We start from the raw sequence: 23,512 nt of genomic DNA on the forward strand, positions 1-23,512 counted from the left end.
GCTCACTTCAGGAAGACGTCATCCATGGGCGACGCGGGACCCCAGATGGTGGTCGGCAGGTTGCCCACACGCTTGCTGGCCACCGTGTGGTAGGGCGCCAGGTTGATGTAGACGATGGGCACCTCGTCCGTCACGATCTTCTGGAAGGTGGCGTAGTAGGCCTTGCGCTTGACCGGGTCCATGATGCCGCCGGCCGCATTCAGCAGCTCGTCCACCTTGGGGTTGGCATAGTCCTGCGTGTTGGTCCAGACGATGGGCTTGATGTTGGTCGACAGGTAGGTGCGGTGCACGCCGATGACCGGGTCGCCCCAGTTGAAGACGGTGTCCATGGTCATGTCGAAGTCGCGGCTGGCGACGCGCTTGGCCCAGGCCGGGAAGTCGGCCGAGGCGCGCACCTCCACGGCGATGCCCACCTTCTTGAGCTGCGAGCGCAGGTACTCGGCCACGTTCTTCTGCTGCTCGTCGTTGCCGGGGATGTAGTCGATGGTGAGCTTGAAGCGCTCGCCGCCCGCGCCCGGCTTGAGGCCCGCCGCGTCCAGCAGCTCGGCCGACTTCTTCAGGTCCAGCGGGTACTTCACCAGGTCGGGCACGGCGAAGGGGCTGCCCGGCACGATGGGGCCGTCGTCCACGGTGGCGAAGCCGCCCATCAGCGCCTTGGTGATGAAGTTCTTGTCGATGGCGTAGGCGATGGCCTTGCGCACGTTGACGTCGTTCAGCGGCTTCTTGGCGGTGTTGAAGGCCAGCCAGTTGATGGGGCCGATGCCCTCGAAGCCCTTGTCGGTCATCACCAGGTTGGGGTTGGCCTTCAGGCGCTTGAGGTCCACCGCGCTGGCGGCGTAGGGCAGCATCTGCAGGTCGCCGCGCTCCATGCCCAGCACCAGGCTCTGACCGTCGGGCACGATGTTCAGGATGATCTTGTCGAGGTAGGGCTTGCCGGGCAGGAAGAACTTGTCGAACTTCTCCATCACCACGCGCTGGCCGGCCTTGAACTCCACCAGCTTGAAGGGCCCGGAGCCCACCAGGTTCTGGCTGTTGCGCGGGTTGTTCTTGAGGTCGGTGCCGTCGCCGTAGATGTGCTTGGGCATGATCGGGCACAGCGCCGGCGACATCGCCAGCACGATGGCCGGGTGCGGCGTGCTCATGCGGATGATGGCGGTGGTGGGGTTGGGCGTCTCCACCTTCTCCACCGGCGCGAGCATGGTCGAGAACGGATGGTTGGCCTTGATGGCCATGATGGAGAAGGCCACGTCCTCCGAGGTGATGGGCTTGCCGTCGTGGAAGACGGCGTCCTTGCGCAGGTTGAGCGTGAGCGACTTGCCGTCCTCCGACAGCTTCCAGCTCTCGGCGAGGTAGGGCTGCGGGTTCCACTTGTCGTCGAAGCGCAGCGGGCTGGCGAAGAGCTGGGTGGAGGGCACGGCCGTGGCGATGCCCGACTGCACGGCACCATTGAGGTGCCGCGGCGCCTGCGTGGTGCCGATCACCAGCGTGCCGCCCTTCTTGATTTCCTGGGCCTGGGCAGCGGTGCCGAGCAGGCTGCTGCCGGCCAGCAGCGCGGCCGCGGCCAGCGACAGGGCGCGGCGGGTGAGGAACGGGGTGGTCATGGAATGCACTCCTGGATCGAATGGAAAGAGAGGGGACGCCGCGGCTCAGATCACTTCGTCGCGCAGCCAGTACCAGCGGTAGAGCAAGCTCTGGCCCAGGCGGCGGAAGGGCGCCGCCCATTCGCCCTGCGCCGGGAAGGGCAGCGCACCCTGGTAGATGGGCAGGCCGAAGGCGGCGTCGGCCTGGCCGGCGATGCGTTGCGCCATGCGGCGGCCCGCATGGGCCGAGAAGGAGACGCCGTTGCCGCCGTAGCCCAGCGCATAGAAGACCTGCTGCGCGGCATCGGGCTGCACCACGCGGGGCATCATGTCGTGGCTCACGTCCACCCAGCCCCACCAGGAGTGGGCGATCTCGATGTCCTTGAGCGCCGGGAACTTGCGCGCCAGGCCCTCGGTGAGCAGGCGGTAGTGCGCGTCGCGGTGTGCGTCGGCGCCGGTGATGGCGCTGCGGCTGCCGATCTGCACGCGGTTGTCGGGCAGCAGGCGGTAATAGAAGCGCAGCGTGCGCGTGTCGGTGATGGCGATGCGCGTCTTGAAGCCCGTGGCCTCCAGCTCGGCCGGCGTGAGCGGGCGCGTGACGATGGAGTTGGACAGCACCGGGAAGTAGCGGTTCTTCAGCCCCGGGTAGAGCCCCGGCGCCGTGTACGCGCCCGTGGCGATGCCCACCGCGCGTGCACGCACCGTACCGCCGGGCGTGCGCAGGTGGTGCACGCCGTTCTTCGTCTCCCAGCCGATGACGGGGCTGGCCGGGTGCACGCGGGCGCCCAGCTCGCGCGCCATCTTCAGGTAGCCGTGCGCCAGCTTGAGCGGATGCACCGAGATGCCTTCGGACTCGTACTGCGCGCCCTTGGCGTCCTGGTCGCCGCACCAGTCGCGGCGCACTTCCTCGGCCGACAGCATGCGGGCGTCGTATCCGAAGTGCTGGCGCATCACCTCGGTCTCGCGGCGCAGGAAGTCCATCTTCTTGTCGCGGTGCGCCACGAAGAGGTGACCGCCCGGCTGCGCGTCGCAGTCGATCTGCGCCACCAGGTCGGCGAAGGTCTGGAATCCGAAGCGGATCTCGGCGTCGAGCTTCTTCGCCACGTCCAGGCCCCAGCGCTCGATCCACTGCGAGCGGTAGAGCCGGCCGCTGGCGTTCTGCCCCTGGCCGCCATTGCGGCTGGTGCAGCCCCAGGCCACCCGGTTGGCTTCGAGCACCGTGGCCTTGATGCCGTGCTCCTTGGCCAGGAACAGCGCCGCGGCCAGGCCGGTGAAGCCCGAGCCGATGATGACCACGTCCGCATCCACGTCGGCGGTGATGGGACCGTCGTCGTCCGGCGGCGTGCCTGCCGTGGCGGCCCAGTAGGTGGGCGCGTAGTCGCGGTTGTGGCCGGGGCCGGCCGAGACCAGCGGGTCGTAGGCCGGGTCGTAGGGCGCGAAGACTTCGCGCGGGGTGGTGATGGCCATGGTGGGTTCGCCTTCGCGGAAGTCAGGCCTTGGGCAGCGCGGGGCGCATCTTGCGGAAGGCGTTCTTCACCAGGATCTTTCCGTCCTGGAAGGTGAACACGTCCACCCCATCCGCCTCGACGCGCGAGCCGTCGGCGGCGGTGCCGGTGAAGGTCCATTCCGAGACGCCGCGTTCGCCGGCCACGAAGTGCCGGCCGTTGCGCCACTGCGCATCGGGAAAGTTCTTCCACGCCGCCTCGAAAGCCGCGGCCACGGCCTCGGTGCCGCTGTGGCGCGCGCCGCAAGCCTCGGGGCCGGCGGCCGTCTCGAAGACGCAGTCGGCATGCATGAAGCCCATCAGTGCGGGCAGGTCATGGCGGTTCCAGGCATCGGAGAAGGCGGCGAGCATCTCCACGGTGACGGGGGAAGAAGAGGCAGAAGTCATGGCAGGGGCAGCGGGCAAGGCGTGGCGCGAAAGATGCAATCCAGTCTAGGAAGCACGCACGCAACGCCATAGAGCCAGTGCCGGCCCATCGGCCAAGCCACGGGGCGCCAGCGACGCACCAACAGCGTGATCGCGCCCCGCTTGTGTGCATGCGCACGAATCCCTGGACCCCTCCGCCATGCCCGCCACCGACGACCCGAACCGCCCCTTGTGGGCCCGCCTCTTCCGCCTGCCGGAGCAGCCCGGCCTGCCGATCCAGGTGCGGCTGCGCGCGGTGATCGTGCAGGCCATCCTCGATGGACGCCTGGGCCCGGGCACGCCCCTGCCCTCCTCGCGCGACTTGGCCCAGGCCCTCTCGCTCAGCCGCAACACGGTCACGGCCGCGTACGAGCAGCTGGTGGAGGAAGGCTTTCTGGAGGCGCGCCCGCGGCGCGGCGTGTTCGTGGCGGCCGATGCCTCGCCGCTGCAGGCGGCGCCGGCCGAGGCCAATCCTTTCGCGCCCGAGGCGGCGGCCGGCAGCACGCCGCGCCCGCCCGACTGGCGCGCCCGCGTGCTGCGCTCGCAGCGCGACCGGCCCACGCTGGCCAAGCCCGAGCGCTGGCACGACTACCCCTACCAGTTCGTCTACGGCACCTACGACCCGGAGCTCTTTCCCACCGACGACTTCCGCGAATGCTGCCTGCGCAGCCTGGCGCGCGTGCAGCTGCCGCACTGGACGCCCGACTTCGAGCAGGTGGACGTGGACGACCTGGTCACGCAGATCCGCCAGCGCCTGCTGCCCAAGCGCGGCGTGTATGCGCTGGCCGACGAGATCCTCATCACCGTGGGCTCGCAGCATGCCTTCTACCTGCTGGCCGAGGCGCTGTTCGATGCCCGCACGCGCGTGGGCTGCGAGGAGCCGGGCCATCCGCATGCCCGCAACTCCTTCCGCGTGCGCGACCCGCAGTTCGTCAACATCGCGGTGGACGACGACGGCCTGGTGGTGGACGCGATGCCGCAGGTGGACTACGTCTTCGTCACGCCCAGCCACCAGAGCCCCACCACCCGCACGCTGAGCCTGGAGCGGCGCCAGTGGCTGCTGCGCAAGGCCGAGCTGCAGGACTTCGTCATCGTCGAGGACGACTACGAGGCCGAGAACCTGTACGCGGGCATGCCCATGCCCGCGCTCAAGAGCCTGGACACGGGCGGGCGGGTGATCTACATCGGCTCGCTCTCCAAGAGCCTGTCGCCGGCGCTGCGGCTGGGCTACATCGTGGCCTCGCGCGAGCTGATCGCCGAGCTGCGGGTGCTGCGCCATGCCATGGTGCGCCACCCCAGCGCCTTCCTGCAGCATGCCTATGCGCTCTTCCTCTCGCTCGGGCACCACGAGTCGCATGCGCGGCGGGTCAACCAGATCATGCAGGAGCGCCTGGCGCGGGTGGCGCAGGCGTTGCGGCAGTACCTGCCGGACTTCCGCTTCACGCCGCCGCAGGGCGGCGCCTCGGTGTGGGTGGAAGGGCCGGAGTGGCTGGACTCGGCCGAGCTGGCCGACGTGGCCCGCGGCCATGGGGTGCTGATCGAAGCGGGGCGCGTGTTCTACGACCAGCCGCCGTACCCGTGCCCGCAGTTCCGGCTGCGGCTGTCGTCCATCTCGGGGGCGCAGATCGATGCGGGCGTGCGGGCGCTGGCGCTGGCGGTGCACGAGCTGGCGGCGGCGCGGGGGGTGCGGCGGGCGGCGCCGGTGCATTGAGGGCGGGGAATGGTGGCGACCCTCTCGCAGCGCTTGCGCATCCACGCGCCGTCGTGCTGGCCACGCCGACCCGAGAAGACGGCGACATCCACCTTGAACCTGGGCGGGGCAAGCCATGCGCCGCGTCATGCAGCCCGCCTTGCCTGGCGACGCGGGGCATGCCTTGTGGCGCCGTGACTTCACGGGGGCATCCGGGCTGGTCGCCGTCGAGTGGCAGCCCGTCGCGCAACAATCGCCGTCCGTCTTTTTCGGCGCTGCAGCTCTTCGGCATCGGGTTGTCGTTGGGCGGTCTCGAGCGCCTGGTGCTGCCCATGGCCCCTCCGCAGCGCGACGCCATGCAGCGGCATGCCCGCGCAGGCACCGCGTGAACCCCGGCCGCCAAGGCCACACACCAGATCCATAGGAGTATTGCTTTGCCTCATTGGGCCATTGGCATCGACATCGGTGGCACGTTCACCGACCTGGTCGCGTTGAACCACGCGAGCGGGGAACAGCGCAGTCTGAAGGTCCTGACGACCTACGCCGACCCCACGCTGGCGGTGGCCGAGGGCATTGCCCACCTGCTGGCGCGCAACGGCATCGCGGCCGCGGACGTGCGGCAGGTCGTGCACGCCACCACGCTGTTCACCAACGCGCTGATCGAGCGGCGCGGGGCCTGCACGGGCATGCTCGCGACCCGCGGCTTCGGCGACATCGTCGAAATGGGCAACGAGCGCAAGTACGACCTGTACGACCTGCACATCGACCGCGCGCCGCCGCTGGCACCTCGCCATCTGCGCGCCGAGGTGGCGGGGCGGATGGACGCGCAGGGGCAGGAGATCGAGGCCCTGGCCATCGAGCAGGCGCTGGCCGAGGTGGCCCGCCTGGTGGACGCAGGCGTGGAATCGCTGGCCATCTGCCTGCTGCACGCCTATCGCTCGGATCTGCACGAGCGCCAGCTCGCGCAGGCCATCGCGCAGGCGTTTCCGCAGCTCACGCTGACGCTGTCCAGCGCGACGGCGCCGGTGATCCGCGAATACGAACGCATGAGCACGACGCTGGCCTGCGCCTACATCAAGCCCATGGCCCGGCGTTACCTGGACGTCCTCGCGCAGCAGCTGGGCCGCATCGGCCTGCCCGAAGACATCCTGATGATGCTGTCCAACGGCGGCCTGGCGCGCATCGAATATGCGCGCGAGCACCCCATCGCCCTGCTCGAATCGGGACCCGCGGCGGGCGCCATCTCGGCCACGTACCACAGCCTGCGCGAGCAGATGGCGAACCTGCTGGCCTTCGACATGGGCGGAACGACGGCCAAGCTCTGCCTGGTCAACGAGGGCACGCCATCGATCGCCTTCGGCTTCGAGGCGGCCCGGCGCAAGCGCTTCGCCGAGGGCAGCGGCATGCCGATCAACATCACCACGGTGGACCTGATCGAGATCGGCGCCGGCGGCGGCAGCATCGCGCAGCGCGACCCGCTGGGCCTGCTCAAGGTGGGGCCCCGAAGCGCCGGCTCCGAGCCCGGACCGGTGTGCTACGGCCGCGGCGGCCAGGAGCCCACCGTGACGGACGCCAACCTGCTGCTGGGCTATCTGAATGCCGACTTCTTCGCTGGCGGATCGATCGCCATCGCGGCCGCACCGGCCCGCGCGGCCTTCTCGGCGCTGGGGCAGGCGCTGGGCCACGACGCCACGGCGGCAGCCTGGGGCGTGCACAACATCGTGGCCGAGAACATGGCGGCGGCAGCGCGCGTCCACGTGGCGGAGAAGGGCCAGGACCCGCGCCGGTACATCCTGGTGGCCACGGGCGGTGGCGGGCCGCTGCACGCCTACTACGTGGCCCGCAAGATCGGCATCTCGACCATCGTCTGCCCGCCGGAAGCAGGCGTCGCCTCGGCCTTCGGCCTGCTGGTGTCGGCGGCCAGGGCCGACCGGTCCCGCACGGTGAGCTTCAAGCCCGTCAGCGACGACCTGCGGCAGCTGGAACAGGCCTTCGCCGAACTGGAGGCCGAGGTCGCGCAGCCCCTGGCCGCGCTGGAGGCGGATTTCGGCCCCCGGCATCTGCAGCGCCGGGCCGATGGGCGCTTCGTCGGCCAGGGCTTCAACCTGACCGTGGCGCTGCCCGATGGTCCCTACGCCTTCGACGACGCGCCGGGCGAGCAGCGCTGGCGCGATGGCCTGGATCAGGCCTTCCGGGCCGAGTACCGGCAGAAGTTCGGGCGGGTGCCGCCGGACGTGCCGGTGGAACTGGTCAACCTGCGCGTGGCCGGCAGCGCGCCGCCGAGGCAGCGCTTCGAGCCCAGGCCGCTGCCGCCGGGCGAGCCCGCGCGGCCCAAGGCCACACGGCCGGTCTATTTCCATGAGCGCCAGGGCTTCGTGGACACGCCGGTGTATGCCCGGGAAGACCTTCGCCCGGGCCAGCGCATCGCGGGGCCGGTGCTGGTGGAAGAGGCGGGCACCACCACGGTGGTGGGGCCCTTGGGCACCCTGCGCGTGAGCAGCAACGCCAATCTCGTGATCGACATTCAGGAGCGCCAGGCATGACGACGCAGACTCCCTCTTCGCCCGCCCAGGACGTGGACCCCATCTTCCTGGAGATCTTCTGGACCCGGCTGCGCTCGGCGGTCAGCGAGGCGGCCAAGCTCATCGTGCGCACGTCGTTCTCGACCCTCTCGTCGGAGGCCAACGACTTCGCCGTCGTCATGACCGACTCGCAGGGCCGCACGATCGCGGAGAACGCGGGCGCCATTCCCTCCTTCATCGGCACGCTGGGCAACACGGTCCGGGCGATGCTGGAAGCGATCGGTGCCGCCAGCATGCGCCCGGACGACATCTACATCACGAACAACCCCTGGATCGGGACGGGCCACCTCAACGACGTGTGCCTGGTCAAGCCGCTGTTCCATGCGCAGCGCCTGATCGGCTTCGCCGCCACGGCGGGGCATGTGCCCGACATCGGCGGGAAGATCCGCTCGGTGGACGCACGCGAGCTGTTCGAGGAAGGCTTCCACATTCCACCGATGCACTTCCTGCGGCAGGGGGAGCCCGACGCCACGCTGCTGGGCCTGCTGCGCAGCAATGTCCGCACCCCGGAGCAGACGGTGGGCGACATCTGGTGCCATGCCGGGGCGACGGAGCTGATCGCCCAGCGCGTGGGTGATCTGCTGGCCGAGTACGGGCTCACCGAAGTGGACAGCCTGGCCGCCGCGCTCTTCGAGCGCAGCGAGCAGGCCATGCGCCAGGCCATCCGCCAGCTGCCGGCCGGCGAATACGCCTACCGCATGGAGACGGATGGCTTCGACCAGCGTTTCGAGTTCCAGGTCAAGGTCGTGGTGGGCGACGGCGACATCGTCTGCGACTACGCGGGCACCTCCGGCGAGCAGCCCCGGGCGGTCAATTGCGTGCTCCCGTACACCCATGCGATGACGGCCTACGCCATCAAATGCATGCTCGTGCCGGACCTGCCGAACAACCACGGACTGCTGCTGCCCATCACCACGTTGGCACCGCAGCGGTCGTTGCTCAACCCGGTGTCCCCGGCGCCCGTCGGCGGGCGCTCCTGCACCGGCCACTACGTGCCCATGCTGGTCTTCGGCGCGCTCGCGGACATCCTGCCCGGACGGGTCATGGCGGGCGTGGGCTCGCCGGTGTGGATCACCAACCTGAGCGGGCGCCGCGCCAATGGCAAGCCCTTCGCCACCGTGCTCTTCTTCAACGGGGGCATGGGCGGCACGCAGATCAAGGACGGCGCGTCGGTCATGTCCTGGCCCAGCAACATCTCGCCGACGCCGATCGAGGTGGCCGAGCGGGATTCGCCGCTGCACTTCAAGCGCAAGACCTTCGTGGCCGGCTCGGGCGGCGCCGGGCAGCACCGCGGCGGCCTGGGCGAAGAGGTCAGCTTCGTCAACCAGAACCCGACGCCGCTGACCGCGGTGTTCCTCACCGAGCGCATCCACGTGCCAGCGCCCGGGCTGCATGGCGGCGCAAGCGGGCAACTCGGGGCAGTGCTCATCAACGGGCGGCCGGTCGATTCGCGTGTCCCCCAGGTGCTCCAGCCTGGCGACGAGGTCACCCTGCGCACGCCCGGCGGCGGCGGCTACGGGCCCGCAGCCGAAAGAGTGCCGGAGGCCATCGAGCGCGACCGGCGCCTGGGCTACCTGTAGGCACCGGCCCGAACGGCCGCACCGGGCACCTCGCTTGCATCCGCAGGTTCACGCATTTCGCCATCGAAAAGGACTCAACGCCATGCCTTCCAGAAGACATTTCCACGCTGCCTTGTTCGCCGCCGCGCTCGCGGGGGCGGGCATCGGCAGCAGCCGGGCCGACACCGTGTATCCCAGCCGGCCCATCACGCTGGTCGTCGGCTTCTCCGCCGGCAGCAGCATCGACATGGTGGCGCGCGCCGTCGCCCAGCGGCTGGGCGAGAAGCTCGGGCAGGCCGTGGTGGTGGAAAACCGCGCGGGCGCGGGCGGCAACGTGGCCGCCCAGCAGGTGGCGCAGGCCACGCCGGACGGCTACCGCCTGCTGGTGGTGGCCAACAGCATCGCCATCGGCCCGGCGATCTACGACGACCTCAAGTTCGACGTCAAGAAGGATCTGCGGGGCATCGCCTACATCGGCGCCGGGCCGGTGATCCTGAAGGTCAACGCCGGCAAGGGCATCGACTCGCTGCCAGCCCTCGTGCGCGAGGCCAAGGCGCATCCGGGCAAGCTCAATTTCGGATCGTCCGGCGTCGGCGGCACGCCGCACATGGCCGCGGAACTGTTCGATCAGGTCGCCGGCATCCGGATGACCCACATCCCCTACAAGGGCGGCTCGGACGCGCTGACAGCGCTCATGGCGGGCGAGATCGACGTGCTCATCAATCCGCTGCTGGGCGACGTCAGCTCGGACAAGGTCAAGTCGCTGGCCGTGAGCGGCAGCGCCCGCTCGCCACAGGCGCCCGATGTGCCCACCTTCGCCGAGCTGGGCTACCCGAGCTACGACATGAACGTGTACTACGGCCTGATGGGACCGTCCGGCCTGCCCGACGACATCGTCGCCAAGCTGAACAAGACGGTGAACGAAGTCCTCGCCATGCCCTCGCTGGTGGATGCGCTGACCACGCGCAGCGGCATCGTGCTGCGGCCGGGCAGCGCCAGCGAGTTCCAGGGCTTCATCGCCAAGGACGTGGAACGCTGGCAGACGGTGGTGCGCAACGACAAACGCATCCTCGCGCGCTGACGGGCACCTGCGGGGGCGACTTGCGCGCCGGGCGCATGAGCTTGCGCGCTTTTCTTCGTTGCCGAACGGTCCGCCCGCTTCCCAGAATCGCTGGCTCTGCGCCGAAGCAGTGCAGTGTCCACGGCACCAGGCACCAGCCGGGTGCCCGCTCAGGCGGTCTGGCTCTTTCGGTCGCCGGTCTCTGGCACTTGGGCGGCACGGCGTGGGGCCCCACAGTTCGTTCCCACACCCACCCCGCCGGAGGACCTCCATGACCACCCCGATCCGCTTCACCCGCCGCAGCCTGGCGCTGCTCGCCCTGTCGACGCTCGCCGCCGGCGCGCAGGCCCAGGCCGCCAAGGAAGTCACCATCGCCCACCAGGACATGGTGGTGCCCTGGCGCTATGCGCAGGTCACGGGCGAGATCGAGAAGGCCACCGGCTACAAGATCAACTTCCGCAAGTTCGCGGGCGGGGGCGACGTGATCCGCGCCATGGCCTCGGGCCAGGTGCAGATCGGCGAGGCGGGCTCGGCGCCCGTGGCCTCGGCGCTGTCGCAGGGCCTGCCGGTGGAGCTGGTGTGGATCCTCGACGACATCGCCGATGCCGAGGCCCTGGTGGCGCGCAACGGCTCGGGCGTGAACAGCGTGGCCGACCTCAAGGGCAAGAAGATCGGCGTGCCTTTCACCTCCACCACGCACTTCCACACGCTGGTGGCGCTGGAGGCGGCCAAGGTCGATCCGTCGCAGGTCAAGATCCTCAACATGCGCCCGCCCGAGATCGCCGCCGCCTGGGAGCGCGGTGACATCGACGCCACCTTCGTGTGGGACCCGGTGCTCTCCAAGGTCAAGGCCAGCGGCAAGCAGATCACCAGCAGCGGCCAGATCTCCAAGCAGACCGGCAAGGCCACCTTCGACGGCATCATCGCCAACAAGCCGTGGGCGGCGGCCAATGCCGACTTCATGGTCAAGTTCCTGTCGGCCATCGCCAAGGCCGATGCGGCCTACGCGGCCAACAAGGCGCAGTGGGTGGCCGGCTCGCCGCAGGTGAAGGCCGTGGCCCAGGTCACCGGCGCCACCGAGGCCGACGTGCCCGCGGCCATGGCGCTGTACCGCTTCGTGCCGCCGGCCGAGCAGGCCTCGGCCACCTGGCTGGGCGGCGGGGCCAAGGGCGGCGCGGCCCAGTCGCTGGCGGCCACCGCGGCCTTCCTGAAGGCACAGGGCACCATCGCCCAGGTGCTGCCCGACTACAGCGTGGGCGTGAACGCCAGCTACGCGGCCAAGGCCAAGCCCTGAGCGTCGCCCCGCACCGGAGACGCACACCATGGACGGATTGCGCATCGAGAACGTGGGCGTGACCTACGCCGGCCGCGGCGGCACCGAGGTCACGGCCCTGTCGCAGGTGGACCTGGGCTTCGCGCCCGGCGAATTCGTGGTGGCCGTCGGCGCCTCGGGCTGCGGCAAGACCACGCTGCTGTCGTGCATCGCCGGCTTCATGGCGCCCAGCGAAGGCCACATCTTCGTCAACGGCCGCCATGTGGAAGGCCCCGGCGCGGACCGCGGCGTGGTGTTCCAGAAGCATGCGCTGATGCCCTGGCTCAACGTGATCGACAACGTGGCGCTGGGACTGCGCCTGCGCGGCCTGGGCCGCGCCGAGCGGCACGAGGCGGCGCTGAAGCAGATCCGCGCGGTGGGGCTGGAGCGCTACGCCACGCACCCGGTCTACCAGCTCTCCGGCGGGCAGCAGCAGCGCGTGGGCATCGCCCGGGCGCTGGCCGCCAACCCGGCCATGCTGCTGATGGACGAGCCCTTCGGCGCGCTCGATTCGCTCACGCGCGAGCAGGTGCAGGAGCTGGTGCTGCAGATCTGGGCACGCGAGGGCAAGCTGTGCTTCTTCATCACGCACGACGTGGAAGAGGCGCTGTTCCTGGCCACCGAGCTGATCGTGATGACGCCCTCGCCCGGCCGCGTGTCGCGCCGCTACCAACTGGACTTCGGCCGCCAGTACATCGCCGGCGGCAGCGCCCGCGCCATCAAGTCGCAGCCGGAGTTCATCCGCCTGCGCGAAGAGGTGATCGACGCGATCCATGCGGGCGTGGCGGTGCACTGAGCCGCACCGGTTCGTGCCGAGCCCTCCCCGTTCGCACCATGCCCGCCGCGTTCGCACCAGGCGCTCTCCGTTCACGTCGCGCCAACCCGTTCCCGTTCGCGCTGAGCCCCCTCCGTTCGCGCTGAGCCTGTCGAAGCGCCGCCCCCGGCCTTTCCTTGAGGACCCCACGATGACGCCCACCGCCCCACCGATGAAGATGGCCGCCACACCGTCTCCTGTGCGCCCCGCTTCCGATACCGCCCCGCCCGCCACTGCGCGCCCTGCACCCACCACCGCCCGCAGCCGCCCCACCCAGGGCCACCGCCGCCCCGGCGAAGGCCGCACCACGGCCATCAGCATCGCCACCGTGGCCGTGCTCTTCCTGCTCTGGTGGGCCGCCGCCGCGCTCGCCTGGCTGCCCCCGCTGGTGCTGCCCTCCCCCGCCTCGGTATGGGACGCCTTCGTCGCCGCCGTCAAAGGCCAGGGCCAGGGCGGAAAGCCGCTGCTGGAGCACTTCCTGTGGAGCCTGGGCCGCGTGTTCGGCGCCTTCGCGCTGGCGTGCATCACGGCCGTGCCCGTTGGCATCCTGATGGGCGTGTCGCGCACGCTGCGCGGCATCTTCGACCCCATCATCGAGTTCTACCGCCCGCTGCCGCCGCTGGCCTACCTGCCGCTGGTGATCATCTGGTTCGGCATCGAGGAGACCTCGAAGGTGGTGCTGATCTACCTGGCCTGCTTTGCTCCGCTGGCCGTGGCCGCGCGGGCCGGCGTGCGCTCGGTGGGCAGCGAACAGATCGACGCCATCCTCTCGCTGGGCGCCAACCGCTGGCAGGTGATCCGCCATGTTGTGCTGCCCGCGGCCCTGCCCGACATCCTGACCGGCATGCGCATCGCCATCGGCTTCGGCTGGACCACCCTGGTCGCCGCCGAGATGGTGGCCGCCACCGCCGGCCTGGGGCAACTGGTGCTCAACGCGTCCAACTTTCTGCGCACCGACGTGGTGGTGATGGGCATCCTGGTGATCGGCGTCGTGGCGCTGCTGTTCGACCTGCTGATGCGGCGGATCGAGGGGTGGGCGGTGCCGTGGAAGGGGCGGATGTAGGCGAGCAAGGGCCGGCGGCGGCGACCCGGGCGACATATCTACGTCCTGCAGGGCGGGCTGGTGTTCATTTGCCCACGGGCCGCGACCGCTGTCGGGGCACCTCCTGCATGTCGGGCTGCGCGGTACCCAAGGCAGCCAGACGCTTCGCTGCTTGCACCCGAACGAAAGTCTCGACCGCTACGCGGAACAGCTCGGACTTATCCATGCCGGGCTCTGCCATCTCCAGCGCCTGTTCGTAGAGCTCGTCGTCGATGGTGACCGTAGCGCGCATGACGCTCCCCCATGTGCAAAAGCTGCAAGCAGCGAAAAGGTCGTGAGTTGCCGTGACCGACGTGCCCGTCCCGAGCAGCAGCGTCGCGGTGTTGGCGATGGGGATGTTCCAATAGAGCTGGCGCTTGCACTCCTCCGCCCCATACTCGATGCGCCCCCCGTTCACCAGCACCCGGCAATGCTCCAGGTAATACAGGTTGGCCTGCTTGGAGTGCAGGATCGCCTTGACGTCGGAGGGGCTGATGTCATCCATGGAGCCGCGGCTGGTTGGGACAAAAAAGATTCTGGACCCGCCGGCATATGTCCAGTCACCTCCGTTTGTCAAAGAGCAGCATCGAAGCGCCCTCGTCACCGGGGCACAATTCGCGACCAGGTTGAGCGCCCCGCCCCACCCGCCATGAAACCCTCGACGCTGTTTCAACAGAAGCGATCAGCCATCCGCGCCGTGATGGGCAGGCACCGCGTCGCCAATCCTCGCGTGTTCGGCTCCGTGCTGCATGGGGATGATCAAGAGGGCAGCGATCTCGACCTGCTGGTCGATCCGCTTCCGGACACCACCATGTTCGATATAGGCGGACTGAGGGGCGATCTCGAAGAACTGCTCGGAATCAAGGTCGATGTGCTTACGCCGGACGCCCTCCCGGACAAATTTCGCGCCGCTGTGCTGGCCGAGGCGCAGCCGGTATGAGGCAAGCACAGCGGTTCAGAGACATCCGTCCGCGCGCCATTTGGCGCAGCTGCTGAGCACGGAAGCCATCGCGCCATGGCCCGCCAGCCAGCGCGAACTTGCTTGGTGCCGGAAGCCCCGCCTTACAACAACCGCTTCAAATACCGCCCCGTGTGGCTCGCCTCGCAGGCCGCCACCTCCTCCGGCGTGCCGGCCACGACCACCTGGCCGCCGCCTGCGCCGCCTTCGGGGCCCATGTCGATGACCCAGTCGGCGGTCTTGATGACGTCGAGGTTGTGCTCGATGACGACGATGGTGTTGCCCGCGTCGCGCAGCTGGTGCAGCACCTTGAGCAGCAGCTCGATGTCGGCGAAGTGCAGGCCGGTGGTGGGCTCGTCCAGGATGTAGAGCGTGCGGCCGGTGTCGCGCTTGGACAGCTCCAGCGCCAGCTTGACGCGCTGGGCCTCGCCGCCCGAGAGCGTGGTCGCGCTCTGGCCCAGCTTGATGTAGGAGAGGCCCACGTCCAGCAGCGTGCGCAGCTTGCGCTCGATGGTGGGCACGGCCTGGAGGAACGCGTGCGCGTCCTCCACCGTCATCTCGAGGATCTGCGCGATGTTGCGGCCCTTGTACTGCACCTCCAGCGTCTCGCGGTTGTAGCGCTGGCCGTGGCAGACCTCGCAGGGCACGTACACGTCGGGCAGGAAGTGCATCTCCACCTTGACGACGCCGTCGCCCTGGCAGGCCTCGCAGCGGCCACCCGCCACGTTGAAGCTGAAGCGGCCCGGGCCGTAGCCGCGCTCCTTGGCGGTGTTGGTCTCGGCCATCAGCTCGCGGATGGGCGTGAACAGGCCCGTGTAGGTGGCCGGGTTGCTGCGCGGCGTGCGGCCGATGGGCGACTGGTCGACGTTGATGACCTTGTCGAAGTACTCGATGCCCTCGATGGCCTCGTGCGGCGCCGGCTCGTCGTGCGAGCGGTACAGCGTGCGCGCCACGGCCGCATAGAGCGTGTCGTTGACCAGCGTGGACTTGCCCGAGCCCGACACGCCCGTCACGCAGGTGAGCAGGCCCACCGGGAAGGCCGCGCTCACGTTCTTGAGGCTGTTGCCGGTCGCGTTCAGCACGCGGATCTCCTGCAGCGCGCCCTGCGTGAGCAGGTGCTGCGCCTCGCGCTCGGCGCGGCGTTCGGCGGCCGGGCTCATGGGGAAGCGCGAGGGCTTCTTCTTGGTCTCGGCCGGCGCGGGCGCGGCGGCCACCACGGGCAGGCGCGGTGTGCGGCGGGCCGGCACCTCGATGCGACGCACGCCGCTCAGGTACTGGCCGGTGAGCGACTTCGGGTTGTCCGCGACCTGCTGGTGCGTGCCCTGCGCCATGACCTCGCCGCCATGGATGCCGGCGCCGGGGCCCATGTCGATCACGTGGTCGGCGGCACGGATCATGTCCTCGTCGTGCTCGACCACGATCACGCTGTTGCCGATGTCGCGCAGGTGCTGCAGCGTGCCGATCAGGCGGTCGTTGTCGCGCTGGTGCAGGCCGATGCTGGGCTCGTCCAGCACGTACATCACGCCCGTCAGGCCCGAGCCGATCTGGCTGGCCAGGCGGATGCGCTGGGCCTCGCCGCCCGAGAGCGTCTCGGCGCTGCGGTCCAGGCTCAGGTAGTTGAGGCCCACGTCGTTGAGGAATTTGAGCCGCAGGCCGATTTCGCGCACGACCTTGTCGGCGATGTCGGCCTTGCTGCCCTGCAGTTTGAGCTGCTCGAAGTAGGCCAGGCTGTCGCGCAGCGTGAGGTGGCTCAGCGCATGGATGGAGCGCTCGGTGGGCGGCTCGGCCGATTGGTCCACCAGGAAGACGTTGCGCGCCTCCACCCGCAGGCGCGAGCCGCCGCAGTCGGGGCAGGGCTGCAGGCTGCGAAAGCGCGCCAGGTCGTCGCGCACCATGGCCGAATCGGTTTCGCGGTAGCGCCGCGCCATGTTCGGGATGATCCCTTCGAAGGGATGCTTCTTCGTGACCTTCTTGCCCGCGAAGTTGCCCGACTCCATGGTGTAGCTGAACTTGATCTCCTCGCCGGCCGAGCCGTGGAGCAGCACCTGCTGGACCGAGGCCGGCAGCGACTCGAAGGCCGTGTCCAGGTCGAACTTGTAATGCTTGGCCGCGCTCTCCAGCATGCTGAAGTAGTAGCCGTTGCGGCGGTCCCAGCCCTTGATGGCGCCGCTGGCCAGGCTGAGCGACGGAAAGGCCACCACCCGCGCCGGATCGAAGAACTCGCGGTGGCCCAGGCCGTCGCAGCTCGGGCAGGCGCCCACCGGCGAGTTGAAGGAGAAGAGGCGCGGCTCCAGCTCGGTGATCGAGTAGTGGCAGAGGGGACAGGCGAACTTGGCGTTGAAGAGGTGTTCCTTCTCTTCCTTGCCCTCGCCGCCCAGCTCCAGCGCGATGGCCCGGCCCTCGGCCAGGCGCAGCGCGGCCTCGAAGCTCTCGGCCAGGCGCTGCTGCATGTCGGGCCGCGCGCGCAGGCGGTCGATCACCACGTCGATGTCGTGCTTCTCGGTCTTCTTGAGCGCGGGCAGCTCGCTGTATTCGTAGACCTGGCCGTCGACGCGGAAGCGCACGTAGCCCTGGGCCTGCATCTCGGCGAAGAGCTCCAGGAACTCGCCCTTCTTCTCGCGCGCGACCGGCGCCAGGATCATCAGGCGCGGTTCGTCGGGAATGGCGAGCACCGCATCCACCATCTGCGACACCGTCTGCGCCTGCAGCGGCAGGTGGTGCTCGGGGCAGTAGGGCGTGCCGGCTCGGGCGAACAGCAGGCGCAGGTAGTCGTGGATCTCGGTCACCGTGCCCACGGTGGAGCGCGGGTTGTGGCTGGTGGCCTTCTGCTCGATGCTGATGGCGGGCGACAGGCCCTCGATCAGGTCGACGTCGGGCTTGTCCATGAGCTGCAGGAACTGCCGCGCATAGGCCGACAGGCTTTCCACATAGCGGCGCTGGCCCTCGGCGTAGAGCGTGTCGAAGGCCAGGCTGGACTTGCCCGAGCCCGACAGCCCGGTGATCACCACCAGCTGGTTGCGCGGGATGTCGAGGTCGACGTTCTTGAGGTTGTGGGTGCGCGCGCCGCGGATGCTGATGCGCTGCTGGGCCAGCAGGCGGCCCAGGTAGGCGCTGTCGGCCGCAGCCGGGGCGGAGTCGTCGAAGGCGTCGTCGTGGGGGGCGGTCACAGGCGGGCGGTTCGTGCAGGGCAACCGGGCATGATAGACCGCGCGGGGGCTTCAGCGCTCCGGCGCGGAATGCGGCCCGGCTGGCGGCGGGGGCTCCGGGCTTGGCGCTGGCGCCGATTCGCCAGCAGCGGCGGGTGGCTCGGTGGCGACGGCGGCGACCGGGGGCGGCACCGGCTCGGGCCGCACCACCGCCGCCACCATGTGCTCCGCCAGGGCTTCGTACAGCGGCCGGCTGATCATGCGCGACACCAGGCTGGCCAGCATGGCGCTGGCCATCAGGCTCAGCACCATGGCATGGCCGTCGACCATCTCCATCACGATGATGAAGGCCGTGAGCGGCGCCTGCGTCACGGCGGCCAGGAAGCCGGCCATGCCCATGGCGATGAGCGCCGGCCCCAGCCCTGGCGTGGAGGCCGCAGCCACCGCATCGCCGATGCCGGCGCCGATGGACAGCGACGGCGCGAAGATGCCGCCCGGCACGCCGCTCCAGGCCGTGACCCAGGTGGCGATGAACTTGAGCAGGGTGTAGACCGGCGTCAGCTCGTCATGGCCCGCCAGCATCTGCTTGACCGCCTCGGAACCGGCGCCGAAGGTGGCACCGCCCGAGGCCAGGCCCATCGCCGCCACCAGCAGGCCGCAGACCGCGGCAAAGCGCACCGGGGCCCGCGCCCGCAGCCGCGTGAGCCGCTGGGGCGCGTTGGTCAGCGACGCGATCATCAGCCGCGAGAACACGCCGCCCGCCACGCCGCAGGCCAGGGCCACGCCCAGGCCGGGGCCGGCGATGTCCCACCCGAGCCGCGGCACCTGGATGCGGCCGAAGTAGCTGAAGTTGCCGAAGGCCGACACGGCCACCAGGCCGGCCAGCACGATGGCGGCGATCACCACGCCGCTGGCGCGTGCCTCCAGCCGGCCGACCAGTTCCTCGATGGCGAAGACCACACCCGCCAGCGGCGCGTTGAAGGCGCCCGCGATGCCGGCCGCGCCACCGGCCACCAGCAGCGCCCGCGCGTCGATGGTGGTGCGCGGCGACAGCCAGCGCCGGGCGTGCTGCATGACGCCGGCCGCCACCTGCACCGACGGGCCCTCGCGCCCGACCGACAGCCCGGCCGCGAAGCTGGCCGTGCCCAGCATGATCTTGCCCAGCGTGAGCCGCAGCGAGACGAAGCGGCTGCGCTCGGGCGACGGCAGTTCGTCGTCGAGCGCGGCCTTGACCTGCGGAATGCCCGAGCCCGAGGCCGCCGGGAACCAGCGCCGTGTGGCGGCCACGATGCCGGCCGTGGCGAGTGGCGTCCAGACCAGCACCGCCCAGGGCTGCGCGTGGTAGAGCCGCTCGAACAGGCCGAAGGCCCATTCGGCCGCCAGCGTGAAGCCCACCACGAAGAGGCCGGCCAGCACCGCATAGCCCAGGACGATGGCGCGATCCAGCCACATGCGGATGCTGGAGAACTCGGTGCGCAGGTTCTGGAGGAAGTCGGGTTCGCGGTTCATAGGAAGCGGCCGATTCTCCGCCCTTGGCCCGGGCCGGCCGATTCGGCGCAGAAGTTCACGGGCCGCGGGCATGCGGCCTGTCCGCAGCGGCGTCCGGACAAGGCACATCGGGCACAATGGCCGGCTCGTTTTTTTCCGCAACCTTCCTCTTTTTCCACTCAGCAGGGGCAGCGAACACACCATGGCATCGGTCAACAAAGTCATCCTCGTCGGCAACCTCGGCCGCGATCCCGAAACCCGCACCTTCCCCAGTGGCGACCAGGTCTGCAACGTGACGCTGGCCACCACCGACCGCTGGAAGGACAAGCAATCCGGTGAGATGCGCGAAGCCACCGAGTGGCACCGCCTGGTGTTCAACGGCCGCCTGGCCGAGATCGCCGCGCAGTACCTGCGCAAGGGCTCGCAGATCTACGTCGAAGGCGCCATCCGCACCCGCAAGTACACCGACAAGGACGGCGTCGAGAAGTACGCCACCGACATCCGCGTCGACCAGATGCAGATGCTGGGCAGCCGCCAGGGCATGGGCGGCCCCGGTGGCGGCGGCGGTGGCGACGACGAGTACGGCATGGGCGGTGGCGGCGGCGGCGGTGGTGGTGGCTACGGCGGCGGCAATGGGGGTGGTGGCGGTGGCGGCTATGCCCCGCGCGCGGCCGCAGCACCCCGCGCCCCCGCACCCCGTCCGGCCCCGGCGCCCGCGCCCTCGCGCGCGCCCACGGGCTTCGACGACATGGACGACGACATCCCCTTCTGATCGCCCAGGGACGACGCCGGCCGGCAGGCTGGCGCATCGAAGCCCACCTAAGACAAGGCCCGCGGCTCCTTCATTGGAGACGCGGGCCTTGTCGCATTTCAGGGCGCCCGGAGAGCCGGATGCCGAGCCGCCATCGCGGCGGCGGGGCGTGCCGCTCAGGGCCAGAAGCCATCAAGGCCGCCCTCGGGCTCGAAGCGCCCCGGCCCCTTGACGAACAGCCGCAGCGGCCCGGGCATGGCGCGCTCGGGCACGTCGTGCGCCGGGTCCCCGGGATAGGCCATGGCCTTGCCGCCGCCGGGCATGTCCATCACATGCGGCCGCACGCAGTAGGGGCCGCGCTCGCGCGTGGCTTCCATCAGGTTCGCCAGGTCGCCTTGGGCATTCGCATGCGCCAGGTGCACCAGGCTCATGATCTGCGGCGGCGCCAGGGCCATGCGTCCGTCCCAGTACTGCTGCAGCGCTTCGCGCGGCGACAGCCAGGCGCTGGCGACGGCCTCGTGGTCGTCGTGCTCGGCGGTCTGGCCCAGGGGCAGCGCGGCGATGAAGAAACGGGTGTCGAAGCGCCGGCCCTGGAAGGAGACCGAGCGCTCCGGCGTGATCCAGCGCGAGAAGGGATGCAGCGACAGCAACTGCGGCTGCAGCCCGGCCTCGGCCATGGCGGCGTCCAGGCGCAGGCCGTCGTCGCACAGTGCATGCACCCGCGCCACCCAGGCCGCCGGCGTGGCGCCGCTGGCACCATGCGCGAAGAGCACGCCGCATTCCTCGAACACCTCGCGCAGCGCCGCCATGTGCAGCGCCAGCGCGACCGAGGCCGGCAGGTCCGGCTCGGCCAGGCGGAAAGGCAGCGCCTGCGGGTCGGCGTCGGGAGCGATCTCGGGATGGGCGTCGGCCAGGTCCACCTTGCCGCCCGGAAAAACCCAGGCGCCGCCCAGCACCGAGGAGCGGTCGTGCCGCCGCACCATGAACACTTCCAGCCCGCCCGGGCCGTCCCGCAGCAGCAGCACGCTGGAAGCGGCTTCGATGGGCAGGACAGGCGGCGTGGAGGGCGGCGTCATCGGAGGGTTCCTGAACCCGCCCCGTCGGCGGAGCGGCAGCAGCCATTGTGCCGGCCGGGCCTGCCTGTGGCGTCCTACAGGCGACATGCTGCACCGCAGCTAGGCTGACCGCCTCGCCCAGGAGCGCACCGGCTGGCGGTCGCCAGCCTTCCCCCGTGGGGGCACACGCCCGGGCATGCTGCCATCCTCCAAGGAGCCCCCACCATGTCTCTCGAAGTCCGGGAAGGCCTGCCCCATCCCCTGGGCGCCACATTCACCGGCGACGGCGTCAACTTCGCCGTCTTCTCCGCCCACGCCACGCGCGTGGAGGTGTGCATCTACGACGAGGCCGGCCAGAACGAGACCGGCCGCGTCACCCTGCCCGAATACACCGACGAAGTCTGGCATGGCTTCGTGCCCGGCCTGCTGCCCGGCGCCCGCTACGGCCTGCGCGTGCACGGCCCCTACGAGCCCGAGAACGGCCACCGCTTCAACCCCAACAAGCTGCTGCTCGACCCCTATGCCAAGGCGCACATGGGCGAGCTCAAGTGGGCGCCCGAGATCTTCGGCTACACCGTCGGCCACGAGGACGGCGACCTGAGCTTCGACGAGCGCGACAGCGCGCCCTTCGTGCCCAAGTGCGTGGTGGTGGACTCGCGCTTCGAATGGAAGCAGCCGCGTGCACCGCGCGTGCCGTGGGAACGCACCATCGTCTACGAGACCCATGTGCGTGGCCACACCATGCGCCACCCCGCGGTGCCCGAGCACCTGCGCGGCACCTTCGCCGGCCTGGCCAACGACGAGGTGATGCGCCACATGCGCGAGCTGGGCGTGACCAGCGTGGAGCTGCTGCCGGTGCAGCGCTTCATCACCCAGTCCTTCCTCGAGGAGAAGGACCTGCGCAACTACTGGGGCTACGACACCATCGGCTTCTTCGCGCTGGAGCCGCGCTACCTGAGCGAGCCCTCCATCGACGAGTTCAAGGGCATGGTCGACCTGCTGCACGGCCAGGGCCTGGAAGTGATCATGGACGTGGTCTACAACCACACGCCCGAAGGCAACGAGCTGGGCCCGACGCTGAGCTTCAAGGGCATCGACAACGCGAGCTACTACCGACTGATGCCCGGCGGCGACGACGGGCCGGGTGCCCGCTACTACATCAACGATACCGGCACCGGCAACACGCTCAACCTCAGTCATCCGCGCGTGCTGCAGATGGTGACGGACAGCCTGCGCTACTGGGTGACGGAGATGCATGTCGACGGCTTCCGCTTCGACCTGGCGACCATCCTGGCACGCGAGCCGTATGGCTTCGACGAGGGCCACGGCTTTCTGGACAGCTGCCGGCAGGACCCGGTGCTCAGCAGCGTGAAGCTGATCGCCGAGCCCTGGGACTGCGGCCCGGGCGGCTACCAGGTGGGCGGCTTCCCGCCCGGCTGGGCCGAGTGGAACGACCGCTTCCGCGACACCGTGCGTGCCTTCTGGAAGGGCGACGAGGGCATGGTGGCCGACCTGGCCGGCTGCATCACGGCCAGCGCCGACCGCTTCAACCGGCGTGGGCGCCGGCCCTGGGCGAGCGTCAACTTCCTGACGGCCCACGATGGCTTCACGCTGGCCGACCTGGTCAGCTACAACGACAAGCACAACGACGCCAACGGCGAGGGCAACCGCGACGGCCATTCGGACAACCGCAGCTGGAACTGCGGTGCCGAAGGGTCGACCGACGACGAGGCCGTGTTGACGCTGCGGGCCAGGCAACAGCGCAACATGCTGGCCACGCTGCTGCTGTCGCAGGGCACGCCGATGGTGCTGGCCGGCGACGAGTTCGGCCGCACGCAGCAGGGCAACAACAACGCCTACTGCCAGGACAACGAGATCTCCTGGTTCGACTGGGAGGGCATCGACGACCGGGGCCGTTCGCTCATCGCCTTCTTCAAGCGGCTCACGCACCTGCGCCAGACGCTGCCGGTGCTGCGGCGCAACCGCTTCCTGACGGGCGCCTTCGACGAGGAGCTGCAGGTCAAGGACGTGACCTGGCTGTCCTGCGACGGCTCCGAGATGGATTCCAGCCACTGGGACGATTCGCGCACGCGCTGCTTCGGCATGCTGTTGGAAGGCCATGCCCGCGCCACCGCCATCGCGCGCCGCAGCCTGGACCGCAGCGTGCTGCTGGTCTTCAACGCGTGGGAGGATGCACTGGACTTCAAGCTGCCCGAGCATGGCGAGGGCACGCAGTGGACGCTGGCCATCGACACGGCGCATGACGTCGATCCGCAGGCGCCGGTGGATCAGGCCGGCGCTGCGTTCGAGGCGGGGCAGACGTACACGGTGACGGCGCGGTCGATGATCGTGATGGTGGCGGCCTGATTTCAGGTCTGGGGCGCGCGCCGGTGCCGGGCCCAGGGTGCGCGGGCTCATACGGGGTCGGTCGGCCCTGCGGGCCGACTCCGCTGCGGTGCTCGGATGGACGGGCACGCGGCATAACTCGCTACGCGCTTCGCGCTGCGCTCAGACAAACGCCGCGAGT

At 69.9% G+C, this 23,512-nt stretch carries 17 protein-coding genes; 10 read left to right on the forward strand and 7 right to left on the reverse strand.

The annotated features are described in order from the left end of the window. Window positions 1-2 precede the first annotated feature (2 nt). From L0984_RS26580 to L0984_RS26590, 3 genes are read right to left on the reverse strand one after another with little or no spacing between them, the layout of a single operon-like run. On the reverse strand, window positions 3-1,601 hold the full coding sequence (locus L0984_RS26580) for an ABC transporter substrate-binding protein (RefSeq protein WP_234197384.1): 1,599 nt from the start codon (window positions 1,599-1,601) through the stop codon (window positions 3-5). A 45-nt stretch (window positions 1,602-1,646) separates the two neighbouring features. Next, complete coding sequence (locus L0984_RS26585) at window positions 1,647-3,047, reverse strand: NAD(P)/FAD-dependent oxidoreductase (RefSeq protein WP_234197386.1); 1,401 nt, start codon at window positions 3,045-3,047, stop codon at window positions 1,647-1,649. 22 nt (window positions 3,048-3,069) lie between these two features. Beyond that, entirely contained in the window at window positions 3,070-3,471 is a 402-nt protein-coding gene (locus L0984_RS26590) for a nuclear transport factor 2 family protein (protein WP_234197387.1), read from the reverse strand. 178 nt (window positions 3,472-3,649) lie between these two features. Here L0984_RS26590 and pdxR point away from each other — a divergent pair, with 178 nt between their 5' ends. The 7 genes from pdxR to L0984_RS26625 all read left to right on the forward strand — a co-directional run bounded on the left by pdxR (window position 3,650) and on the right by L0984_RS26625 (window position 13,569). After that, entirely contained in the window at window positions 3,650-5,200 is a 1,551-nt protein-coding gene (gene pdxR / locus L0984_RS26595) for a MocR-like pyridoxine biosynthesis transcription factor PdxR (RefSeq protein WP_234197388.1), read from the forward strand. A 413-nt stretch (window positions 5,201-5,613) separates the two neighbouring features. Then, window positions 5,614-7,722 carry a hydantoinase/oxoprolinase family protein gene (locus tag L0984_RS26600; RefSeq protein WP_234197389.1) on the forward strand — a complete coding sequence of 703 codons (2,109 nt, stop codon included), beginning with the start codon at window positions 5,614-5,616 and terminating at the stop codon, window positions 7,720-7,722. Further along, window positions 7,719-9,341: a hydantoinase B/oxoprolinase family protein gene (locus L0984_RS26605; protein ID WP_234197390.1), complete on the forward strand. Its 1,623-nt coding sequence runs from the start codon at window positions 7,719-7,721 to the stop codon at window positions 9,339-9,341. Before L0984_RS26600 ends, L0984_RS26605 begins: the two co-directional genes overlap by 4 nt. A gap of 82 nt (window positions 9,342-9,423) precedes the next feature. Beyond that, on the forward strand, window positions 9,424-10,401 hold the full coding sequence (locus tag L0984_RS26610) for a tripartite tricarboxylate transporter substrate binding protein (RefSeq protein WP_234197391.1): 978 nt from the start codon (window positions 9,424-9,426) through the stop codon (window positions 10,399-10,401). 250 nt (window positions 10,402-10,651) lie between these two features. Next, entirely contained in the window at window positions 10,652-11,674 is a 1,023-nt protein-coding gene (gene tauA / locus L0984_RS26615; protein ID WP_234197392.1) for a taurine ABC transporter substrate-binding protein, read from the forward strand. Window positions 11,675-11,702: 28 nt separating this feature from the next. Continuing rightward, on the forward strand, window positions 11,703-12,488 hold the full coding sequence (locus L0984_RS26620; RefSeq protein WP_234197394.1) for a taurine ABC transporter ATP-binding protein: 786 nt from the start codon (window positions 11,703-11,705) through the stop codon (window positions 12,486-12,488). 169 nt (window positions 12,489-12,657) lie between these two features. After that, window positions 12,658-13,569 carry an ABC transporter permease subunit gene (locus L0984_RS26625; protein ID WP_234197396.1) on the forward strand — a complete coding sequence of 304 codons (912 nt, stop codon included), beginning with the start codon at window positions 12,658-12,660 and terminating at the stop codon, window positions 13,567-13,569. 64 nt (window positions 13,570-13,633) lie between these two features. Here L0984_RS26625 and L0984_RS26630 read toward each other — a convergent pair whose 3' ends face one another. Continuing rightward, a complete protein-coding gene (locus L0984_RS26630; RefSeq protein ID WP_234197412.1) occupies window positions 13,634-13,840 on the reverse strand; it encodes a type II toxin-antitoxin system VapB family antitoxin in 207 nt (68 codons plus the stop codon). A 396-nt stretch (window positions 13,841-14,236) separates the two neighbouring features. On the opposite strand from L0984_RS26630, the gene L0984_RS26640 reads away from it, so the two are divergent. Further along, the gene (locus tag L0984_RS26640; protein ID WP_234197398.1) at window positions 14,237-14,527 is read left to right on the forward strand and encodes a nucleotidyltransferase family protein; all 291 of its coding nucleotides are present in this window, start codon (window positions 14,237-14,239) and stop codon (window positions 14,525-14,527) included. 122 nt (window positions 14,528-14,649) lie between these two features. Here L0984_RS26640 and uvrA read toward each other — a convergent pair whose 3' ends face one another. After that, window positions 14,650-17,712: an excinuclease ABC subunit UvrA gene (uvrA, locus tag L0984_RS26645; protein WP_234197400.1), complete on the reverse strand. Its 3,063-nt coding sequence runs from the start codon at window positions 17,710-17,712 to the stop codon at window positions 14,650-14,652. Between the two features lie 51 nt (window positions 17,713-17,763). After that, complete coding sequence (locus L0984_RS26650) at window positions 17,764-19,200, reverse strand: chloride channel protein (protein ID WP_234197401.1); 1,437 nt, start codon at window positions 19,198-19,200, stop codon at window positions 17,764-17,766. A gap of 181 nt (window positions 19,201-19,381) precedes the next feature. Here L0984_RS26650 and ssb point away from each other — a divergent pair, with 181 nt between their 5' ends. Further along, window positions 19,382-19,951 carry a single-stranded DNA-binding protein gene (gene ssb, locus L0984_RS26655; RefSeq protein WP_234197402.1) on the forward strand — a complete coding sequence of 190 codons (570 nt, stop codon included), beginning with the start codon at window positions 19,382-19,384 and terminating at the stop codon, window positions 19,949-19,951. A gap of 155 nt (window positions 19,952-20,106) precedes the next feature. Here ssb and L0984_RS26660 read toward each other — a convergent pair whose 3' ends face one another. Then, window positions 20,107-21,006 carry an NUDIX hydrolase gene (locus L0984_RS26660; protein WP_234197403.1) on the reverse strand — a complete coding sequence of 300 codons (900 nt, stop codon included), beginning with the start codon at window positions 21,004-21,006 and terminating at the stop codon, window positions 20,107-20,109. 204 nt (window positions 21,007-21,210) lie between these two features. Between L0984_RS26660 and glgX the strand changes: the two genes are divergently transcribed. Continuing rightward, window positions 21,211-23,352 (forward strand): glycogen debranching protein GlgX, encoded by a 2,142-nt coding sequence (gene glgX / locus L0984_RS26665; RefSeq protein WP_234197404.1) that lies wholly within the window; start codon window positions 21,211-21,213, stop codon window positions 23,350-23,352. The last annotated feature ends 160 nt before the right edge of the window (window positions 23,353-23,512 follow it).

The organism is Pseudacidovorax sp. NFM-22 (assembly GCF_021401245.1).
Taxonomy (GTDB): domain Bacteria; phylum Pseudomonadota; class Gammaproteobacteria; order Burkholderiales; family Burkholderiaceae_C; genus Xenophilus.